This window comes from Micromonospora sp. B006, assembly GCF_003408515.1.
GTDB classification, from domain to species: Bacteria; Actinomycetota; Actinomycetes; order Mycobacteriales; family Micromonosporaceae; genus Micromonospora; species Micromonospora echinospora_A.
The window spans coordinates 6,667,294-6,686,768 of the sequence record NZ_CP030865.1 but is presented as its reverse complement, the minus strand read 5'-3'; the positions used below and the strand labels follow the sequence as shown (position 1 = coordinate 6,686,768).

Annotated in this window: 17 protein-coding genes and 1 pseudogene; 8 read left to right on the top strand and 10 right to left on the bottom strand. The window is 74.5% G+C overall.

What is annotated here, in order from left to right; all coding sequences use genetic code 11:
* The first annotated feature begins 16 nt into the window (after positions 1-16).
* Positions 17-751 carry an MFS transporter gene (locus MicB006_RS32565; RefSeq protein WP_370013387.1) on the top strand — a complete coding sequence of 245 codons (735 nt, stop codon included), beginning with the start codon at positions 17-19 and terminating at the stop codon, positions 749-751.
* 328 nt (positions 752-1,079) lie between these two features.
* On the opposite strand, the gene MicB006_RS29920 is transcribed toward MicB006_RS32565, so the two are convergent.
* Complete coding sequence (locus MicB006_RS29920) at positions 1,080-2,213, bottom strand: SigB/SigF/SigG family RNA polymerase sigma factor (RefSeq protein WP_064446137.1); 1,134 nt, start codon at positions 2,211-2,213, stop codon at positions 1,080-1,082.
* A gap of 246 nt (positions 2,214-2,459) precedes the next feature.
* Positions 2,460-3,875 carry a hypothetical protein gene (locus tag MicB006_RS29915; protein ID WP_116510624.1) on the bottom strand — a complete coding sequence of 472 codons (1,416 nt, stop codon included), beginning with the start codon at positions 3,873-3,875 and terminating at the stop codon, positions 2,460-2,462.
* A gap of 188 nt (positions 3,876-4,063) precedes the next feature.
* Between MicB006_RS29915 and MicB006_RS29910 the strand changes: the two genes are divergently transcribed.
* The gene (locus tag MicB006_RS29910; RefSeq protein WP_073829723.1) at positions 4,064-4,288 is read left to right on the top strand and encodes a CDGSH iron-sulfur domain-containing protein; all 225 of its coding nucleotides are present in this window, start codon (positions 4,064-4,066) and stop codon (positions 4,286-4,288) included.
* A gap of 222 nt (positions 4,289-4,510) precedes the next feature.
* Here MicB006_RS29910 and MicB006_RS29905 read toward each other — a convergent pair whose 3' ends face one another.
* The 3 genes from MicB006_RS29905 to MicB006_RS29895 are packed head-to-tail and all read right to left on the bottom strand — an operon-like array spanning position 4,511 to position 8,474.
* On the bottom strand, positions 4,511-5,557 hold the full coding sequence (locus MicB006_RS29905) for an iron-containing redox enzyme family protein (protein ID WP_116510622.1): 1,047 nt from the start codon (positions 5,555-5,557) through the stop codon (positions 4,511-4,513).
* Positions 5,558-5,608: 51 nt separating this feature from the next.
* Positions 5,609-7,357 (bottom strand): thiamine pyrophosphate-binding protein, encoded by a 1,749-nt coding sequence (locus MicB006_RS29900; RefSeq protein WP_116510621.1) that lies wholly within the window; start codon positions 7,355-7,357, stop codon positions 5,609-5,611.
* A complete protein-coding gene (locus MicB006_RS29895) occupies positions 7,350-8,474 on the bottom strand; it encodes a Vms1/Ankzf1 family peptidyl-tRNA hydrolase (RefSeq protein ID WP_073829726.1) in 1,125 nt (374 codons plus the stop codon). The genes MicB006_RS29900 and MicB006_RS29895 overlap by 8 nt, the downstream gene beginning before the upstream one ends.
* A 142-nt stretch (positions 8,475-8,616) precedes the next feature.
* On the opposite strand from MicB006_RS29895, the gene MicB006_RS29890 reads away from it, so the two are divergent.
* Both MicB006_RS29890 and MicB006_RS29885 read left to right on the top strand, forming a co-directional pair.
* Positions 8,617-9,165 carry a hypothetical protein gene (locus tag MicB006_RS29890; RefSeq protein ID WP_184689670.1) on the top strand — a complete coding sequence of 183 codons (549 nt, stop codon included), beginning with the start codon at positions 8,617-8,619 and terminating at the stop codon, positions 9,163-9,165.
* 36 nt (positions 9,166-9,201) lie between these two features.
* A pseudogene (locus MicB006_RS29885) lies at positions 9,202-10,092 on the top strand (alpha/beta fold hydrolase).
* Here the strand turns inward: MicB006_RS29885 and MicB006_RS29880 are convergent.
* Positions 10,073-10,414, bottom strand: coding sequence for a DUF3817 domain-containing protein (locus tag MicB006_RS29880; protein ID WP_116510620.1), 342 nt, complete (start codon positions 10,412-10,414; stop codon positions 10,073-10,075). The pseudogene MicB006_RS29885 and the gene MicB006_RS29880 sit on opposite strands and share 20 nt — an antisense overlap.
* Positions 10,415-10,602: 188 nt before the next feature.
* Between MicB006_RS29880 and MicB006_RS29875 the strand changes: the two genes are divergently transcribed.
* Positions 10,603-12,081, top strand: coding sequence for a glutamate--cysteine ligase (locus MicB006_RS29875; protein WP_116510618.1), 1,479 nt, complete (start codon positions 10,603-10,605; stop codon positions 12,079-12,081).
* Positions 12,082-12,094: 13 nt separating this feature from the next.
* Here MicB006_RS29875 and bla read toward each other — a convergent pair whose 3' ends face one another.
* The 3 genes from bla to MicB006_RS29860 all read right to left on the bottom strand — a co-directional run bounded on the left by bla (position 12,095) and on the right by MicB006_RS29860 (position 14,154).
* Positions 12,095-12,991, bottom strand: a complete 897-nt coding sequence (gene bla / locus MicB006_RS29870; RefSeq protein ID WP_192900351.1) for a class A beta-lactamase — start codon at positions 12,989-12,991, stop codon at positions 12,095-12,097.
* 214 nt (positions 12,992-13,205) lie between these two features.
* Positions 13,206-13,814: a DUF6518 family protein gene (locus MicB006_RS29865; RefSeq protein WP_116510616.1), complete on the bottom strand. Its 609-nt coding sequence runs from the start codon at positions 13,812-13,814 to the stop codon at positions 13,206-13,208.
* A gap of 49 nt (positions 13,815-13,863) precedes the next feature.
* A complete protein-coding gene (locus tag MicB006_RS29860) occupies positions 13,864-14,154 on the bottom strand; it encodes a helix-turn-helix domain-containing protein (RefSeq protein WP_073829730.1) in 291 nt (96 codons plus the stop codon).
* A 66-nt stretch (positions 14,155-14,220) separates the two neighbouring features.
* Here MicB006_RS29860 and map point away from each other — a divergent pair, with 66 nt between their 5' ends.
* The gene (gene map / locus MicB006_RS29855) at positions 14,221-14,994 is read left to right on the top strand and encodes a type I methionyl aminopeptidase (RefSeq protein ID WP_116510614.1); all 774 of its coding nucleotides are present in this window, start codon (positions 14,221-14,223) and stop codon (positions 14,992-14,994) included.
* Positions 14,995-15,024: 30 nt separating this feature from the next.
* Here the strand turns inward: map and MicB006_RS29850 are convergent, their stop codons facing one another.
* Positions 15,025-15,672: a maleylpyruvate isomerase family mycothiol-dependent enzyme gene (locus tag MicB006_RS29850; RefSeq protein ID WP_116510613.1), complete on the bottom strand. Its 648-nt coding sequence runs from the start codon at positions 15,670-15,672 to the stop codon at positions 15,025-15,027.
* Positions 15,673-15,904: 232 nt separating this feature from the next.
* Between MicB006_RS29850 and MicB006_RS29845 the strand changes: the two genes are divergently transcribed.
* Together MicB006_RS29845 and MicB006_RS29840 are read left to right on the top strand one after the other, a co-directional pair.
* Positions 15,905-16,519, top strand: coding sequence for a calcium-binding protein (locus tag MicB006_RS29845; RefSeq protein WP_116510612.1), 615 nt, complete (start codon positions 15,905-15,907; stop codon positions 16,517-16,519).
* Positions 16,520-16,642: 123 nt separating this feature from the next.
* Positions 16,643-19,471: an AfsR/SARP family transcriptional regulator gene (locus MicB006_RS29840; RefSeq protein WP_116510610.1), complete on the top strand. Its 2,829-nt coding sequence runs from the start codon at positions 16,643-16,645 to the stop codon at positions 19,469-19,471.
* Positions 19,472-19,475: the final 4 nt, after the last annotated feature.

The window sequence follows — 19,475 nt, the reverse complement described above, 5'->3', positions numbered from 1 at the left end:
CGCCGCCGCGGCCTTCGTGGTCGCGGCGGCGCTGATCGCAGTCGCCCGCCGGGCCGCGCACCACGACGCCACCCAGCCGAGGGCGCCGGAGCGTACGTCGTCGTTCTTCACCGCCTGGCGGTCCGGCCTCGCGGCGATGCTGCGCAACCGCAGCGTGCGCGTGACGTTCCTGAGCGTCGCGCTGGGCGGCATCGCGCAGGGCCTGTTCGTGGTGCTCTTCGTGGTCTTCGTCAGCCGCGCGCTGCACGCCGACGGCACACTCACCGGCGTGCTGCGGGGCGTGCAGGCGATCGGCGGCGTGGCGGGCGGGCTCATCGTCGGCATACTGGGCGCGCGGCTCAGTCCCCGGCTGCTGATGAGCCTCGGCGCCACCACGTTCGCCCTGATCAGCCTGGTCATCTGGAACGGACCGGCGGTCACTCGCCAGCCCGAGTGGTACATCCTGCTGTTCATCCTGGTCGGCGCACCCGGCATCGCCTACAACAGCGGAGCCTTCGCGCAAATCCAACAAAGCGTGCCCGACACCGACCTCGGCCGAGCCTTCGGCGGCTACTACGCCATCTTCAACGCATCACAAGGACTGGGCATGGCGGCCGCCGGCCTGCTCGGCGACGCCCTCAGCGTCGTGCTCGTCCTCAACGTACAGGCCGCGCTCTACCTGGCCTCCGGTGCGGTCGCCTACGTGGGCCTACGCTCCGCCCTACGGCAGCACTCAGCCCCGCGACAGCGCTCCACCGTCGACATCGGGTAGACCGCTCTTGATCAGAAACCGAACTCCACCGGCTCGCCACCACCCACGCCACCGCAAACACCTCAGCCTCTCCCAACTTTCGAAGAACCCGTTGACGCTGGAGTGGGAGAGACATTCGTCCCGTGCAGCGGTTGTCGGTCGTTGTCGCGCGTCTCGCCGACATGTTGGTGACGGCGGCCCCTGACGACGCCGGACTTGCTGTGGAGGGGCGGGACCTGTCACCGCCAGGCACCTTTCCCATAGCCGCAGGGCAGCACCGTCTCACACGCGTACGCCACGCGCCGGCTCCCCGTCGTGGGGAGCCGGCGCGACACGTGCGTGCGGCGGGTCAGTCGGCGGCCGGCAGTCCGGCAGCGGTCAGCGAGCGGCGCACCGCCGGCTGCACCCGGGTCAGCCGCAGCGGCACCCCGGTACGCGCGGCGGCGTCCCGGCCGGCCATCAGCGCGGCGATCCCGCCGGCGTCGAAGCCGCCCGCCCCGACCAGGTCCACCACGACCTCGCGTGGCTGCCCGGTGACCGCCTTGAGCACGGCCCGGCGCAGCTGGTCCGCGCCGGCCCGGTCGACCTCGCCGCCGACCTCGACGACCACCCGGTCGCCGTTCTGCTTCACCGAGATGCGGGCCTTCGCCGGCTCGGCCTCGGCGGCGCCGTTCTGCCAGGGCGGCGGCGCTTCGGCCAGCATCGCCTGGCGCAGCCAGGTCAGCGCCCGCGACAGCAGCCGGGACACGTGCATCTGCGAGATGCCGAACCGGGCGGCGATCTCCGCCTGGGTCTGGTTGCCGTAGAAGCGCATCGCCAGGATGCGGCGTTCCCGCCAGGGCAGCCGGTGCAGCAGGCCGCTCACAGTCACCCGGTCGTCCACCGACTCCAGCGCGTGGTCGGACTCGCCGACCAGGTCACCGAACTCGGCGGAGCTCTCCCCGCCGACGGGCGCGTTGAGCGACGCCGGGCTGTAGCCGGCGGCCGACTCCAGCGCGGCCAGGATCTCCTCCTCCGGCGTCTCCAGCCGGGCGGACAGCTCCGCCACCGTGGGGGCGCGGGACAGCTCGCTGGTGAGCGTCGCCGTCGCCTGCCCGACCTCCAGGATCAGGTCCCGCAGCCGGCGTGGCACGTGCACGCCCCAGGTGCGGTCGCGGAAGTGCCGTTTGATCTCGCCGACGATGGTGATCGCCGCGTACGCGGTGAACGATCCCCGTTCCGGGTCGTACCTGTCGACGGCGTTGACCAGCCCGAGGCGGGCCACCTGCTCCAGGTCCTCCAGCGGTTCGCCGCGTCCCCGGTAGCGCCGGGCCAGCCGGCCGGCGAACGGCAACGCGAACCGGACCAGGTCGTCCCGCGCCTCCTGCCGCCGTTCCGGTGGCAGTCCCTCGATCCGGGCCGCGTACGCGAGCGCCGCGGCGTCCAGGTCCTCCAGGCCCCGGTCGGTGGTCGGTGGTGTGGGTGTGGTGGTCTGTCCGAACATCCGCGCCCCCCTCGCCGAAGGTCCCCGCCCGGTCGTAACCGGTCGTGCGCGTGGTCGGACCACGCACCGGGTGAGGAAGTTGGGTTACGTGACGGAGTACGTCGAAAGCGGTGGCCGTTCGCCGCACGGCGTCGTGGGCCGTTCCGCGGCGAGCGTTCTTCCCGCTCCGTAGGTACTCAATCACGGACCGCAGGATCGCGAGGATGTTTCGCCAGGATGCCCGGCGCGCCGTCACCGACAGGCGCGTCAGCAGACCAGCAGGCCCTGGTGGGCACCGGCGTCGCGGAGCGCGGCGAGGGCGTCGGCCATCCGCAGCGGCGGCGGCGCGGGCAGGTCGCAGGGCTGGTTGCGCAACACCTCCGTGGCACGTCGGGTGGGTACCGAGGCGACCGGATACCCGCGCGCGGCACCCCGGTCCAGCGCCCGCCGGCGGCGCCCGAACCCCGCCACGGCGAGCCACTGCGGCAGCCCCGCGTGCGCGGGCGAGCGCAGGCCGGGCGGCTCGGCCAGCACGTCCACCGAGCTGAACGGCTCGCTGCCGGCCAGCCACCACTCGACGCCCGCCACCCGGCGCGCGGTGGCGTTCTCGCACCAGTAGGGCACCAGACCGGCCCGCAGCACCTGTCCCGGATCGAGCAGCCGCCCGCACTCCACCACCAGCCGGTCCCCGGTCTTGCCGGCCCGCCGCAGCCAGCGCCGGTACATGTCGGCGGTCACCGCGCTCAGCGCGTCCGGCTGCGGCACGACCACCCGGTGCAGCGGATGCCCGTGCCGATCGCCCCAGGAGCGGGCGTCGTGCTCGAAACCGGACTCCACGCCGTGTTCGGCGAACGCGCCCGCCACCGTCACCTCCGGCGCCGCCCAGCGCGCCTCGTCCCCGCCGGCCGCGCGCAGCACCTGGCCCAGCGCGCGGGCGTCGGGGTGGAAGTCGACCGGGTCCAGCCCGCCGGCCGGGCAGCCGGCCTGGAAGCTGTGCCCGTCGCCGCCGTCGCGCACCGGCCAGGTCCGGGCGTCGTGCAGCAGCAGCACCGGCGCCGCCGGTTCCAGCCGGTCGGCCAGGAAACGCGCGTACGCCCGGGGCAGCGCGCGCCAGCGGACCGCGAACGTCACCACCGCGCCGGCCGCCGCGCCCCGGCTGGCCGGGCAGTGCACCTGCCGTACGTGCACCCTCGGGTTGCCGGTGAGCAGCCGGTCGGCCAGCGGGACCCCGTGGTCGAACGCCGCGTCCGGGCGGTCCACCGCGCCCCGGCTCCACTGGGCGGCGATCTCGAAGCCCGCCGGCAGCCAGGGCACGCCCAACGCCACCGCGAGGTGGGCGGCGGCGCCATGCGGCGAACCGAGCACCACGCCGGGCCAGCGCCGGTCCGGGTACTGCCCGGCGAACCATCCGGCCACCCGCTCGGCGTCCACGGCGGCGACCTGGGCGGCGGTGAGCGCGGCACGCCCGGCGGCCCGGACGGCGGCGGCGCGGCGTACCGGCTCGGGCGCGCCGGTGAGGCGGGACAGCGCACGCGGGTGGCCGAGGTCGCCGCAGTCGTCGCCGCGCAGCGCCCGGGCGGTCACGGCGACCAGGGTCCGGGCGGCGCTGCCGGCCGCCACCACCCGCTCCGCGGGCAGCCCAGCGCCGCTGACCGGCGTCCGTTCGACTCGTTCGCTCACCACGCGGCCCGGCTTCCCGTCCCTCTGGGGTCTAAACGGGGCATCTCCCCACTGGTGAGGACCAAGGCCCGCCCCATGGCCGCACCGCCCGCGGCACCCAGGTACGCCGTCGCGCCGCGCGCCCGCCCTCGCGGGCGCAACGGCGCTCGGATGCGGGTTTGGGCCGGAGCGGGACGGGCACTGCACGGCGCATGCCCGACGACGAGAGCACCCCGGCGGCGACCATCACCCCGTACCGGGACGGACCACTGCTGGTGCGCGGCGACTTCGCGCTCGTCACGCCCGACGGGACGCCGATCGAGACGCGCCGGGGCACGGTGGCGCTGTGCCGGTGCGGCAAGAGCGCGATCAAGCCGTTCTGCGACGGCACACACAAGGTCGCGGGCTTCCGAGCCGGCAGCGACCGCGAAGCCTGACCCCCGCCCGCCCCCCCCTGCCTCGCCTCGCCTCGCCCCGCCCTGCCTCGCCTCGCCCCGCCCTGCCTCGCCTCGCCTCGCCTCGCCTCGCCTCGCCTCGCCGATCTTGCACTTCGGGACCCGGAAAACCCTCCCGAACCGGGCAATCATGGGGCCCGAACTGCAAGATCGCGGGAGTAGGGGGCGCGGGAGTAGGGGGCGCGGGGGCAGGGGGCGCGGGGGTCAGGCTGCGGCGAGGGCGTGGGCGGGTGGGCGCAGCGAGGACTGCCCGGACGACCAGGCGTCGAGGAGATGCGCGGCGAACAGGGCATCCACGGCCAGCGCGGCGGCGGCGCCGAACAGCACGTCGGACGCGAGCGCCGGCTCGGCCCGGACCAGCCCGCCGCACATGTCGTGCGCGGCGATCTGCTCGTGCACGGCGTCGGCCTCGACGTGTTCGTCGTAGAAGCGCGTGGCCACCGCGTCGAAGCCGAGCCGGCGCAGCCCGTTGCCGTAGCGGCGGTTCGGCAGCGACGAGGTCATCTCGTACGCGGCCAGGTGCCCGAGCAGCGCCCCGCGCAGCCGCCGGTGCAGGCCGAACAGCGACATCAGGTTGTTCGTCGCCAGCGTCACCGCCGGGACCCGGTCCAGGTGGGCGGCGTAGCCGGTGTCCAGGCCGAGGCGGTCCATCGTGACGCGGAACAGCTCGGCGTGCATCCGGTCCAGCCGGCCGTTGCCGTACTCGTCGGTCTGGATCTCCACGAGCGCCGCCTTCGCCGGACCGCCGAGGCGGGGCAGCGCCCAGCTGTGCGGGTCGGCCTCGCGCAGGTGGTAGATCGAGCGGTGCGTCACGAACTCGCGGAACTGGCCGAGGTCGGCCCGGCGTTGCAGCGTGGCCGCCAGCGGCGGGCCGTCGTCGGCGGTCACCACGTCGGCGAGCGCCGCCGGCAGGGCGGCCGGCAGCACCGCCGGCGGCGGGCCGGCCAGTCGCCTCAGCGCGGCCTCGAACGGCTGCTCGGCGCGGGCGCGCAGCGCCAGCAGCGACGGCTCCCACTCCCACGCCTCGTCGACGCCGGACCAGCCCCGGTAGTGCAGCTCGTAGCAGAGGAACAGGGTGAGCTGGAGGTCCTCGTCGGTCAGCGGCGCGGCCACCGCGCCGAATTCGGCGCCCAGCCCGGCGGGCAGCTCGCCGGGCGTCCCGCTCAACGCGGTGAGCAGCGCGGCGGAGACCGGGCCGCGGGCGGCCGGCAGCGGGGCGGGGCCGTAGCGACGGACGGCGGCGACGGACATGGGACCTCCCGGGACTGTTGTGCCTGGTCGCAGTGCCCCGGCGTAATCCGGCTAAACGACCTCGTCAGCCGCGATGGCCTCGGTCTGGATCACCCGCTCCCGCACCCGGCGGGCGGCGTCCCCGTCGGTCACCAGGCCACGCAGGTCGGCAAGCGCCGGTTCGGGCGCCTCCAGCGGCACGGCCGGGTCCACCACCGCCTCCAGGACGGCCGGCCGGTCGGCCGCGAGCACCTCGTCCCAGGCGGGTCCGACCAGGTCGGGCCGATCCACCCGGACGCCGTGCAACCCGAGCAGGCGGGCCCACCCGGCGTACGGCACGTCGGAGCGCCGCCCCCCGGGCGTCCGCCCGGCGCCCACGCCGGAGTGGTCCCGGTTGTTCAGCACCAGCACGACCAGGCGGGGATCGCGCCACCGCGTCCAGTGGTGGGCCACCGTGATCAGCTCGGCCAGGCCGTTGAGCTGCATCGCGCCGTCGCCGAGCAGCGCGAGCACCGGCTCGTCCGGGCGGGCCAGCTTGGGCGCGACCGCGTACGGCAGCGCGCAGCCCATCGAGCCGAGCGTGCCGCACAGCTGCGCCTGCACCCCCGGCGGCAGCTCCAGGTGCCGGGCGTACCAGTAGATGACCGAGCCGACGTCGACGGCGACCCCGGCGTGCCGGGGCAGCCGGGCGGACAGCTCGCGGAGCACGAGCTGCGGGTTGACCGGCTCGGCCGGGGCGGCGGCGCGCTCGGCGGCGGTCTCCCGCCACCGGTCCACCATCTTCTCCACCATGCCGCGCCACTCGCGCTGGGGCTGGTCGGGTACCCGGGTCAGCAGCGCCCGCAGCGTCTCGGCGGCGTCGCCGACCAGCGGCACGTCCACCGGGTAGCGGGTGCCGATGCGCCGGCCGTCGATGTCGATCTGGATGGTGCGCACCTGTCCCGGCATCGGGAACCAGTCGGTCCACGGGTCGTTGGTGCCGATCATCAGCAGCGTGTCGCAGCCGCCCATGAGCTGCGCGGCGGCGGTGGTGCCGACCTCGCCGAGCACGCCGGTGTGGAACGGCAGCCGCTCGTCGAGCACCGGCTTGCCGAGCAGCGACGTGGCGACGCCCGCGCCGAGCCGGTCGGCCAGCGCGACGATCTCCTCGGCCGCGCCGTGCGCGCCCTGACCGACCAGCACCGCCACCCGCCGCCCGTTGCCGAGCAGCGAGGCGGCGGCGTCCAGGTCGGCGTCGTGCGGCAGCACCCGGGCCAGCGGCTCGCCGGGCGTCGCGGTGACCACCCCGGCGGTCTGCGGCAGCAGGTCCGGTACGGCGGTGACCTGCAACCCGCGCGGCAGCACGACGCAGGTCGGGCTGCGGGTCGCGGCGGCGGTGCGGAACGCCTGGTCCAGCAGCGCCGGCACCTGCTCGGGCCGGCGGCCGTAGCGGACGAACTGGTTGCACACGTCGCCGAACAGCCGGCTCAGCCCGATCTCCTCGTGCGCGCCGCCGAGCGGGCCGGTGACGTCCTCGCCGATGATCGCGACCACCGCCTTGCTGTCCAGCTTGGCGTCGTAGAGGCCGTTGAGCAGGTGCACCGCGCTGGGCCCCTGGGTCGCCAGGCACACCCCGACGCCGCCGGTGAACTTCGCGTGCCCGGTGGCCATGTACGAGGCGGTCTCCTCGTGCCGGGCGGGGACGAACGCCGGGTCCCCGCCCGCGTCGTCGAGCGCGCCCACCAGCGGGGCGATCGCCGCGCCCGGACAGCCGAACACCCGCGGCACCCGCCAGGCCCGCAGGCGTTCGACCACCAGGTCGGCGACGATGCGCTCAGCCATTACCCCGCCCCGGCGTGCTCGCGTCGACGTAGCGCAGCACCGCGCCGACCCCGTCGGTCAGCTCCGGCGCCTCCTCCGGCGCGAGCACTGTCAGGTCCGCGTCGGTGCCGATCAGCGCGCGCAGCAGCGCGGCGTCGGCGCGTACCCGTTGCGGGTCGGCCACGGACATGTCCGCCAGCTGGCCCGGGTCGGTGGCGATCTCGGTCGGCTCGGGGCCCACCCACAGCTCGCCGTCGGCGGACGGATCGTCCACGATGAGCATGGTGTCGACCTGGTTGCGCTGCAGCGCGGAGACCACGGCGTCGAGGCCGGCGCCGACGTCCTCCTGCACGCCGAACCGGTCCAGGGCGGCGGTGACGCGCTGGTCGGCGACCTCGGCGACGGTCTGCGCCGTGATGTCGTCCATCAGCGTGTCGTCCGCGCCGACGTCGCGGGAGCCGGCGTCGGTGCGGACCAGCACGTCCTGCCACCGTTCCGGCAGCTGGGCGGCGATCATCCCGGTGGCCCGGATGTCCCCGGCCACCACCACCACGTCCGCGCCGACCCGCTCGGCGAGGTCGGCGGTGGCCGCGGCGGCGTCACCGGCGTTCTGGTGCCACGCCTCCATGGCGGCGCGCTGGTAGCGCGACTGCGACCAGCCGCCCGGCTGCACGCGCCGCAGCTGCCGGCTCTGCGCGCCGGTGACGTGGGCGCGGCGGGGCACGCCGCCGGCGCTCACCGCCATCGCGTCCGCGCCGGTGCGGTCGGCGAGCACCCGCACCCAGGCCACCTGCTCGCCGCGCTGGGCGACGAGGGGCATGGTGTGCGGCAGCGCCGACCAGCTCGCCAGGTCACGCAGCGGCGGCGCGGACAGGTACTCGGTGAGCACCACGCGGCCCCGGGTGGCGAATACGGCGATGCCGTAGTCACCGGGCATCGGCTGGTGCCGGCGGACGACCTCCTCCACCGCCTCGACGGTGACCGGGTCGGCGCCCTGGCTCAGCAGGTCGCCCTTGAGGGCCCGCCAGCGCAGGTCGACCTGCGCTCGCGCGTCCTGGGTGTCGCGGGAGGCGTCCATGTACACCGAGCACCAGGGCCCGGGACGGTTGTAGAGCGGGCGCAGGAAGGACAGCTGCATGCTCGACCCCTTTCCGGCTCGGCCGCACGCATACCCGCGCCCCGGCGGAGTTCACCTGCCGGCTTCCCGGGCGTGACCAGTGTTCATTCACGTCGTTCAACTCCACGGGTCGATACCATCTGTGCACGGATCGGAACTCTCGGTGGTGAACATGGACACGGAGCTGCACACCCGACGCGTCGTCCACCCGGCGGAGCGCGTCGTCACCGGCCGTCTGGTCCGGTTGATGGAGGGCTACGCCCGGGAGGTACGGGTGGCGCAACCGGCGCTGGTCGCGGTGCTGACCGCCGCGGGGGTGGTGGGGCTGCTGCTCAAGGTGGTGCGCGCGTTGCTCAGCAGCGGTGGCGGCGGGGCCCGGCGCAGCTTCAAGGAGCTGAAGAAGGGCCCGGAGTTCCTGGTCACCCCGGTCCGGGTACGCGAGGCGAGCGGCCGGCTGGTCGAGGTCGAGCTGCACGGCCACCTGCCGCAGAGCGCGCTGCACCCCGGCGACCACGTCCAGCTCACGCTGCGGGCCCAGCGCGACGCGGACCTGGCGCCCCGCATCGAGCGGATCGTCAACCTGACCACCGGTCAGCTGCTGCGCCCGCGTACCGCCACACTCTGGTCGCACCTGGGTCCGGCGCTGCTGTTGCAGGCCATGCTGGGCGCCGTGCTGCTGTTCGGCGTGGCCGCCTGCTCGGCGCTGACCTAGGTTTCCCCGTCGTCGGAGGTGGGCACCGCTGCGGCCATGTTCGCAGGATTCACGCTCAGCGAGATCGACGTGGGGCCGGTACGCCTGCGCGTGCGCCACGGCGGCTCCGGGCCACCGGTGGTGCTGCTGCACGGGCACCCGCGTACCCATGCGACCTGGCACCGGGTGGCGCCGCGGCTGGCCGCACGGCACACGGTGATCTGCCCGGACCTGCGCGGTTAAGGCGGCTCGTCGAAGCCGCCGAGCGACCCGGAGCACACGGTCTACTCGAAGCGGGCGATGGCCGCCGACGTGGTGGCGCTGCTCGACGCGCTCGGCCACCGCCGGGCCGCCGTGATCGGTCACGACCGCGGGGCGTACGTGGCCATGCGGACCGCCCTGGACCACCCGGACCGGGTGAGCCGCCTCGGGGTGCTGGACGGGGTGCCGATCGGCGAGGCGCTGGCCCGCTGCGACGCCCGGTTCGCGGCCCGCTGGTGGCACTGGTTCTTCCTCGGTCAGCTCGCCAAGCCGGCCGAGCGGGTGATCAACGCCGATCCGGACGCCTGGTACGGCGGCTCACCGCAGGAGATGGGCGAGCAGGCGTACGCCGACTACCGGCGCGCCATCGGTGATCCGGCGACAGTGCACGCCATGTGCGAGGACTACCGGGCCGGGCTCGGGCCGGACCGGGCGGCGGACGACGCGGACCGCGCCGCCGGGCGCCGGATCGGCTGCCCGGTGCTGTTCGCCTGGTCCGAGCGTGACGACATGATCGACCTGTACGGCGACCCGGCCGCCATCTGGCGGGACTGGGCCGACGACGTGCGGACCGCCTCGATCCCGTCCGGGCACCACATGGCCGAGGAGGCGCCGCACGAGCTGACCGACGTGCTGGCGGGGTTCCTCGCGGAGGACCTCCCCGCGGTCAGCGACCGGCGGGGGTGAGCGGCCGTTCGACGACAGGCGGCTCGTCGAGCAGGCCGCGGCGGCGCGCCCAGCGCTCGAACAGCACCGTGGCGAACGGCGGCACCGCGCTGACCAGGGCCAGCCCGGTCTGCACGAGCGTCCAGCGACGCCGCAGGGCCACCACGAGCGTGAGCAGGCCGTAGACCACGAACAACGCGCCGTGGATCGGGCCGAAGATCTTCACGCCGATCTCGTTTCCGGGCGGACCGTACTTGACCGCCATGCCGGCCAGCAGCGCCGCCCACGAGCATCCCTCGGCGAACGCCGCCACCACGAACGCCCGGATCCACCCGTCGCGCATCAGCCACTCCCCTTCGCGCCGTCGGCGGCCATGCTAGCCGCCGCGTCCGGGCTGCCCGGACGGAACCCGCGGGGCCGCGACGGGGATCACCGGGGCCGCCACGGGGTACAGAAAGGGTCTGGCGGACCTTTCCTGATCCGCCACTCCGTGCGAGGTTGGGAAGAACCAACTGTGACAGGGTGGTGACCATGGGCGAGGACGTCGGCGTGCGTACCTTCAGCCGGGAGGACCGGGCCCGCTATCGCGAGAAGGTCCGGCGGTGCCTGGACGTCTTCGCCGAGATGCTGCGCGAGTCCCGGTTCGACGTGGAGCGGCCGATGACCGGCCTGGAGATCGAGCTGAACCTGGTCGACGACGCCTTCGACCCGGCCATGCGTAACGCCGACGTGCTGGAGGCGATCGCCGACCCGGCGTTCCAGACCGAGCTGGGCCAGTTCAACGTGGAGATCAACGTCGAGCCGCGCCGGCTGGCCGGCACCGGCACCGCCGCGTTCGAGGAGCACGTGCGGGCGAGCCTGAACGCCGCCGAGGAGAAGGCCCGCACGGTGGGCGCGCACATGGTGATGGTCGGCATCCTGCCGACGCTGCGCCCGGAGCACCTGACCGCCGAGACGCTGTCGGCCAATCCCCGGTACGCGCTGCTCAACGAGCAGATCTTCGCCGCCCGGGGCGAGGATCTGCCGATCGCGATCAGCGGCGTGGAGCGGCTGGCCACCACCGCCGACACCATCACGCCGGAGGCGGCCTGCACCAGCACCCAGTTCCACCTCCAGGTCAGCCCGGCACAGTTCGCCGACTACTGGAACTCCGCCCAGGCGATCGCCGGCATCCAGGTGGCGCTCGGCGCGAACTCGCCGCTGTTCTTCGGCCGGGAGCTGTGGCGCGAGACCCGGGTGCCGCTGTTCCAGCAGGCCACCGACACCCGGGCGGAGGAGATCAAGGCCCAGGGGGTACGCCCGCGGGTGTGGTTCGGGGAACGCTGGATCACCTCGGTGTTCGACCTGTTCGAGGAGAACGTGCGCTACTTCCCGGCGCTGCTGCCGGTCTGCGACCCGGAGGACCCGGCGACCACGCTGCACAGCGGCGGGGTGCCGAAGCTGGCCGAACTGCGGCTGCACAACGGCACCATCTACCGGTGGAACCGGCCGGTTTACGACGTGCTGAAGGGTCGCCCGCACCTGCGGGTGGAGAACCGGGTGCTGCCGGCCGGGCCGACGGTGCTGGACACGGTCGCCAACGGCGCGTTCTACTTCGGCCTGGTACGGGCGCTCGCCGAGTCCGACCGTCCGCTGTGGTCGCAGATGTCGTTCAGCGCGGCCGAGGAGAACTTCAACGCCTGCGCCCGGCACGGCATCGACGCCCAGGTGTACTGGCCCGGGCTGGGCTACCTGCCGGTGACCGAGCTGGTGCTGCGCCGGCTGCTGCCGCTGGCCCACCACGGGCTGGACCGGTGGGGCCTGGACCCGGCGGAACGGGACCGGCTGCTCGGCATCGTCGAGCAGCGCTGCCTGACCGGCCGTAACGGCGCGACCTGGCAGGTGGAGACGCTGCACCGGCTGGAGTCGGCCGACCACCTGGACCGGCCGGCGGCGCTGCGCGAGGTGGTCCGCCACTACGTCGATCTGATGCACAGCAACCGGCCCGTGCACGAGTGGCCCATCCCCTGAGCCGGGCGTCCCGTCAGCGCAACGCGGTCACCGTCGCCCGCGCGGCCTGGGCGACCAGCGCGTCGTCGGGCTTCGCGCCGCGGCTGTCGTGGCTGGTCAGGACCGCGAGCACGATCGGCGCCCGGTCCGGGGGCCACACCACGGCGATGTCGTTGCGGGTGCCGTACCCGCCGGTGCCGGACTTGTCGGCCACCTGCCAGCCGGCCAGCGTGCCGGCCCGGACCAGGGCGCTGCCGGTGGTGCTCGCGCGCATCCAGCCCAGCAGCAGGTCACGGTCCGCGGGCGGCAGGGCCTCACCCAGCGTGTACGCCCGCAGCGAGCCGACGAGCGCGCGGGGCGTGCTGGTGTCGCGCGTGTCGCCGGGTGTGGCCGCGTTGAGTTCCGGCTCGGTGCGGACCGGCCGGGTGACCCGGTCACCGACGTCCCGGAGTGCCCGTGCGAAGCCGGCCGGGCCGCCGAGCGCGTCGAACAGCAGGTTGCCGGCGGTGTTGTCGCTGTGCCGCACCGCCGCCTCGGCGGCGTCCCGCAGCGTGATCCCGGTGTCCACGTGCCGTTCGGTCACCGGTGAGTGCGCCACCAGGTCGGCGCGCCGGTACCGGAGCACCCGGTCCCGGTCGGCGTCGGACGTGGCGGCCAGCATCGCGCCGGCGGCGAGCGCCTTGCACGTCGAGGCGTACGCGAACCGCTCGTCGGCCCGGTGGGCGAGGGTGCGCCCGGTGCCGGTGTCGACGGCGTAGACGCCGATGCGGGCGCCGAAGCGCCGCTCCAGCGCCGCCAGCTCGGCCGGCGCGGGTACCGGCTCGGCGCTCGGTGTGGCGTTCGGTGTGGCTGCGGTCGGGGCGCTGGTGGACGGTGCGGCTTCGGGCTGGTCCTTTGTGCAGCCGGCCACCAGGGCCGTCGCCGTGAGCATCGCCGCCGCGAGCACCTGCCGTCGGATCACCCGTTTCCTCCCCCGTCGTCCGGACCACGCCGTTCTCGGATCATTGTCGCCGATCCCGTCGGGCCGGTGGTCCGCCGCCTCGGCGGCGCTGCGGCTCGCCGCTGTGGCCGGCGCTGCGGCGCGCCGCCTTGGCCGCCCCTGCGGCCGCCGCCTCGGCCGGTGGCCCGCCGGCCGGCGGGGCAGGTCAGCCCGCGACGGCGGCGAACGTGACAGCGCCCGCCGCGGCCAGCGGCAGCGCCACCGCGGCGGCCAGCAGCCGCACCCGGGCGGACCGGCCGATCAGCACCACGAGCAGCGCGGCGAGCCCGAGGTCGATGGCGACGTTCCACCACACGCCGGGATAGTCCGACCGCGACTTCAGCGCGAACCGCAGCGCCTCCTCGACGAACACGGCCACCGGCAGCGTGGTCCCCACGACGCGCCGCCATCCGTCGGTCCGCGCCCAGATTCCGGCGACACCGAACACCACGCCCGCCACCACGCCGAACGCCATCCAGATGAACGAGGTGACCGCCCAGATCACGGCGAGGTCGTCGCCCTGGAGCAGCGTGGCCGCCAGGTAGTAGCTGGGCACCGCGACGATCAGCAGCACGCTGGCGGCCACGGCGGCGCGCCCCGTGCCCGACCGGATCCACCAGCCCAGCGCGAACGCGGCCACCGCCCAGGTGGCTGTGGAGTTGCCCAGTTCGGCGAACGGGAACGGCACCCGCTTGATCCAGACGAAGTCCAGGAAGCCGAGCAGGAATCCGGCGACGGGTACGACAAACGCGACGGCGCGACGCGAGGGTGGCATGCATGCGAGCTTACATACTCGGTATGCTCTCCTCGCCGACAGGGCGGCCCTACGAGGCGAGGCGCCGCTCGGACGGCGCGAGACGCACCGCGTCGTCGGAGTGGTTGATCTCCGACCACACCGCGTCGAGGGAGAGGCCGAGGACGTCGGCGATCGCTGCGATGGTGGGGAACGCGGGGGTGGCCACCCGGCCGGACTCGATCTTCCGGAGCGTCTCCGGGGAGACACCGGCGTCGAGCGCGGTGAGCAGCATGGATCGCTCGCCCCGGGCGCGGCGCAGGAGCGCGCCGAGGCGCTGCCCGCGCTCGACCTCGGCGGGGGTGAGGGGCAACCGGACCATGCCGAGATTCTAATACCGGGATAACATGACCGGGATACTTATTGGTCGCGCGAGGAAGGCGCCTGCATGATCGAAATCCTGAGCCCCACCGACGTACGGCGGGCGCGGGACACCGGCGCCCTGGTCGCCCACATCCTTCAGACGCTGCGCAGCCGCACCACTGTCGGCACCAACCTGCTCGAGATCGACAGGCAGGCCCAGCGCATGATCGTCGAGGCCGGGGCGCAGTCCTGCTACGTCGACTACGAGCCGTCCTTCGGGCGCGGGCCGTTCGGCCACTACATCTGCACCTCGGTCAACGACGCGGTGCTGCACGGGCTGCCGCACGACTACGCGCTCGCCGACGGCGACCTGCTGAGCCTCGACCTGGCCGTCAGCCTCGGCGGAGTGGTGGCCGACTCCGCGATCAGCTTCCTCGTCGGCGACACCCGGCCCGCGGAGAGCGTCGCGCTGATCGACGCGACGGAGCGCGCGCTGCGGGCCGGGATCGCCGCCGCCGGTCCCGGCGCCCGGGTCGGCGACCTCTCGCACGCCATCGGATCGGTCCTCACCGCGGCCGGATACTCGGTGAACACCGAGTTCGGCGGGCACGGCGTCGGGTCGACGATGCACCAGGACCCGCACGTGTCGAACACCGGGCGGCCCGGGCGCGGGTACAAGTTGCGCCCTGGGCTGCTGCTGGCGCTGGAGCCGTGGGTGATGGCGGACACGGCCACGCTGGTCACCGACGCCGACGGGTGGACGCTGCGCAGCGCGACGGGCTGCCGTACCGCGCACAGCGAGCACACCATCGCCATCACCGACGACGGCGCGGAGATCCTGACGCTGCCGAGGTCATGACCCGGGCCCGGCCCCGGTCACCGGCCCTGGTCACGCGGGCGCGCACCGCTCCCGCAGCGTGGGGACGCCGGGCCCGGTGAGGTCGTCGCAGTACGCGGCCCGCCCGGCCATCACCATCATCAGCGCCACAGTGGTGCCGCTGACCAGTGGACCGTCGCCGGCGGTGAACGGCCCGTCGGTCGCCTCCACCCGCAGGCCCTCGATGGCGCTGCGCCCGGCGACCGTGAAGTCCCGCCCGGCGTAGAACCGGGCGACCGGTGTCACCGCCTCGACCGCGGGCGTCCGTGTCAGGCCGAGCGGACGCCGGATGTCCTGTGCGTGCACGACCACCTCACCGAGCCACGCCTCGGTCGGCCCGAACGTCGACGTGGTGCTGCCGATGATCCGGCGGAACCGGTCGAGCGTCTCCCCCGGGTCGGCGCCCCGGTGCTCGGCCAGCCGGCGGTCGTTGTGCAGGTCGAAGTCGAACCGGGCGCCGAGCACGCTGGCGACCCAGCGGGCGCGGCCGACGCTCGCCGCCGCAGTGAGGTGCGCGACCACCTCCTGCACCGTCCACCGGCCGCACAGCGAGCGCCGCGCCCACTGCGCCGCGTCGAGGCCGGCGAGATCGTCGGCCAGGGCGGCGCGCTCGGCGTGCGCGAGCGCCCACAGCTCGCGGCGGTTCAGCGTGTCGGACATGAAACCTCCAGGGTCGGGTCGTCGGAGGTAGGACCGCGCTGCCTGGACGAACTCACCGCTCCCCGCCCGCCGATCTTGGAGTTGTGGTGGTTCGCGAACCGGACATGAGCGACCTTCGAGGCGCCACAACTCCAAGATCGGCGCTGAGGGCGGGGCTGCACGTTTGCTGCACGTCCGCTGAACGCTCGCCGGTGACGCTTCTCGCACACATCAACCGCAAGGGAGAAGCGTCATGTCACACAAGTTCCTTTCCACCGCCCGTACCACCGCCTCGGTGGTCGGGGCACTCGTCCTGGCCGCCGCGGGCCTGGCCGGCGGCGCCGCCCCGGCGTCGGCGGCCTACATCGTCCCCGCCGACTGCGGCCCCTACTCCGGGGCGCCGGTGCCGGCCGGATACACCCTGAGGTTCGCCATCGCGGCCTACGTCAGCACCAACGCCAACGGTCCGGAGTTCATCGTCGGCACGGCCGTTCGCGACGTGATCGTCGGGAGCGTCTACGACGACGTCATCTGCGGCCTCCCCGGCAACGACGACATCCAGGCCAACAGTGGCGACGACATCGTCTACGGCGGGCTGAACGGCGACGACATCTGGGGCGACCTGGGCAACGACAACCTCCACGGCGACGGCGGCGCCGACACCATCCACGGTGACCGCTTCATCGGACCGAGTGCCCTGGACGGCAACGACCGCGTGGACGGCGGCAGCAACGACGACCACCTCTTCGGCGACAAGGGCGCGGACACCCTGGTCGGCGGTCCCGGCTTCGACGACGGTGACGGAGGCCCGGACGTGGTGGCCGACGACTGTCGTTCCAGCGTGGAAATCGTGGTCAACTGCCCGTGACCCGGTCGGCACGGCGGTCCGCGGGGCTCGGGCAACGGGCCCCGCGGACCGTCGCGTCGTCGCCTGTCGGATCGTCGTCACGCCCGGTCCGACCATCACCGCACACGGCTACCGTGACAGTCCGTGGCGGTGGAGTTCCGGGTGCTCGGCGACCTGGACGTCCGGATCGACGGCCGGGCGGTCCGGATCGGTCACGCCCGTCAACAGTGCGTCCTCGCCGCTCTGCTGGTCGAGCCCAACCGGGTCGTCGCGACCGGGCAGCTGATCAGCCGGGTCTGGGGCGACGAGGTGCCGGACGGGGCCGCCGCCACCCTGCGTGGCTACCTGTCGCGGCTGCGGCACGCGCTGGCCGGCACGGACGACGTCCGCATCGTCCGGCGCCATCCCGGCTACCTGCTCGCCGTCGACCCGGACCGCGTCGACCTGCACCGCTTCCGCGCGCTGACCGAGCAGGCCCGGCGCACCGGGGACGACGCGACGGCGATCGGCTGCCTGGAGCGGGCGCTGGGGCTCTGGCGCGGCGACGCGTTCGACGGGCTGGCCACGCCGTGGCTGGCGGCCTACCGGCAGACCCTCGACCGGCAGCGGCTCGCGGCCGCGCTGGACCGCAACGAGATCGCGCTGCGCCGGGGCGCGCACGCCCGCCTCCTCCCCGACGTCCTGGATCTGAGCGGCCGGCACCCGTGGGACGAGCGCCTGGCGGCGCAGGCGATGCTCGCCCTGTACCGGTGCGGACGGCAGGCCGACGCCCTTGAGCACTTCCACCGGATGCGCCACCGGCTGGCCGCCGAGATCGGCACCGACCCCAGCCCGCCGCTGGCGCAGCTCTACCAGCAGATCCTCACCGCCGACGCGGCGGTCGCGCCGCCGCAGTTCCCGGAGGAGGAGGAACCGGCAGCGACGGCCACCGGCCCGTCGCCGGGCGGGGTACGGGACGCGGGCACCGTGCCCCGGCAACTGCCCGCGTCGCCGGGCGTCTTCGCCGGCCGGACCGCCCAGCTCGCGCGCCTCGACGAACAACTCGGCGACGCGGGACGCCCGGACGGCGCCGGGTCGCCGGTGGTGATCTCGTCCATCGGTGGCGGCGGTGGCGTCGGCAAGACGTGGCTCGCTCTACGGTGGGCGCACGCCAACGCCGATCGCTTCCCCGACGGGCAGCTCTACGTCAACCTGCGCGGCTTCGACCCGGCCTCGGACCCGGTGAAATGGCCGGTCGCGGTGCGCGGCTTCCTCGAGGCGCTCGGCGTCGAACCGGCGCGCGTACCGGCCGACCCGGAGGCCCAGGCGTCGCTGTACCGCACGCTCGTCGCCGGCCGCCGGCTGCTGGTGGTCCTCGACGACGCCCGCGACGCCGCCACAGTGGTCCCGCTGCTGCCCGGCACCCCCACCAGCGCGGTCCTGGTGACCAGCCGACGGCAGCTGGCCGACCTCGTCACCACCCACGGCGCGCGGCCGCTGCCGCTGGATGTGCTGCCCGACGACGAGGCCCGCGAGCTGATCGTCCGGCAGGTGGGCGCCGCGCGGGTGGCGGGACAGCCCGACGCCGTCGCGGCCATCCTGCGGTTCTGCGGGGGCCTGCCGCTGGCCCTCGGGATCGTGGCGGCCCGCGCCGCGCTCAACCCCGAACTCGCCCTGTCGTCCGTCGCGGCCGAGCTGACCTCAGCGGTCAGCCCGCTGGACGCGCTGGCCGCCGACGAGGTGACGACGAACCTGCGGGTGGTGCTGTCCCGCTCGCTGGCGGCGCTCACCCCGGCCGCGGCGGAGGTGTTCGCGCTGCTCGGCCTCGCCCCGGGCCCGGACATCGGCCGGGCAGCGGCCGCCAGCCTGACCGCCCGTACGCCGGCCGAGCTGCGCCCGCCGCTGCGCGAACTGGTCGACGCGCACCTGGTGCAGCAGCACGTCGCGGGCCGGTACCGCATGCACGACCTGGTCCGCAGCTTCGCTGTCGAGCGGGCGAGCGGCGACCCGGCCGGTTCCCGGTCCGCGTTGCGCCGGCTGGTCGACCACCACCTGCACACCGCGCACGCGGCCGCGCTGCTGCTGTCCCCGCAGCGCGACCCGCTGACCCTGGCGCCCGCCGCGCCGGGGGTGACAGCCGAACGGCTCGACGACCTGGCGGCGGCGCTGGCCTGGTTCACCGGCGAGCACCAGGTGCTCCTCGCGATCATCGAGTACGCCGCCGGCAACGGCCTCGACGTCGCCACCGGGCAGCTCTCGTGGACCCTGGCCACGTACTTCGACAGGCAGGGCCACTGGCACGACTGGGCCGCTGTGGCCCGCCGGGCGGTCGAGGCGACCGGGCGCTCGGGCGACCGCCCGGCGCAGGCGCAGGCGCACCGGCTCCTGGCCGGGGCCTGCTCCAACCTCGGCCGGCACGCCGAGGCGCAGCGCAACCTGCTCGCCGCGCTGGACCTGTTCGCCGCGCTGGGCGACGACGAGGGGCGGGCGCACACCCACTTCGACCTCAGCATGCTGCACGACCGGCAGCGGCAGCCCCGGGAGGCACTGCCGCACGCGCGGCGCAGTCTCGCCCTCTACGAACGGGTCGGGAGCCCGCTCAAGCAGGCGGTCGCGCTCAACGCGATCGGCTGGTACCACTCGCAACTCGGCGAGCACCACGACGCGATCACCTTCTGCCGCCGCGCGCTCGCCCTGTCCGAGCAGGCCGGGAGCGCGTACGGGCAGGCGAACACGTGGGACAGCATCGGCTTCGCCCACCACCACCTCGGCGAGTACGAGCAGGCCGTCGACTGCTACCGGCAGGCCCTCGCCCTGTTCGCCGAGATCGGTGACCGGCACGCGGAAGGCATCGTGCTGGACCACCTCGGCGACACGTGGGCCGCGGCCGGGCGGGCGGACGCGGCCCGGGAGGCCTGGCGGCGGTCACTCGCGCTGTACGAGGAGCTCGGTCACGCCGACGCCGAGGCGGTACGGCGCAAACTTCACCGGTGAGCGG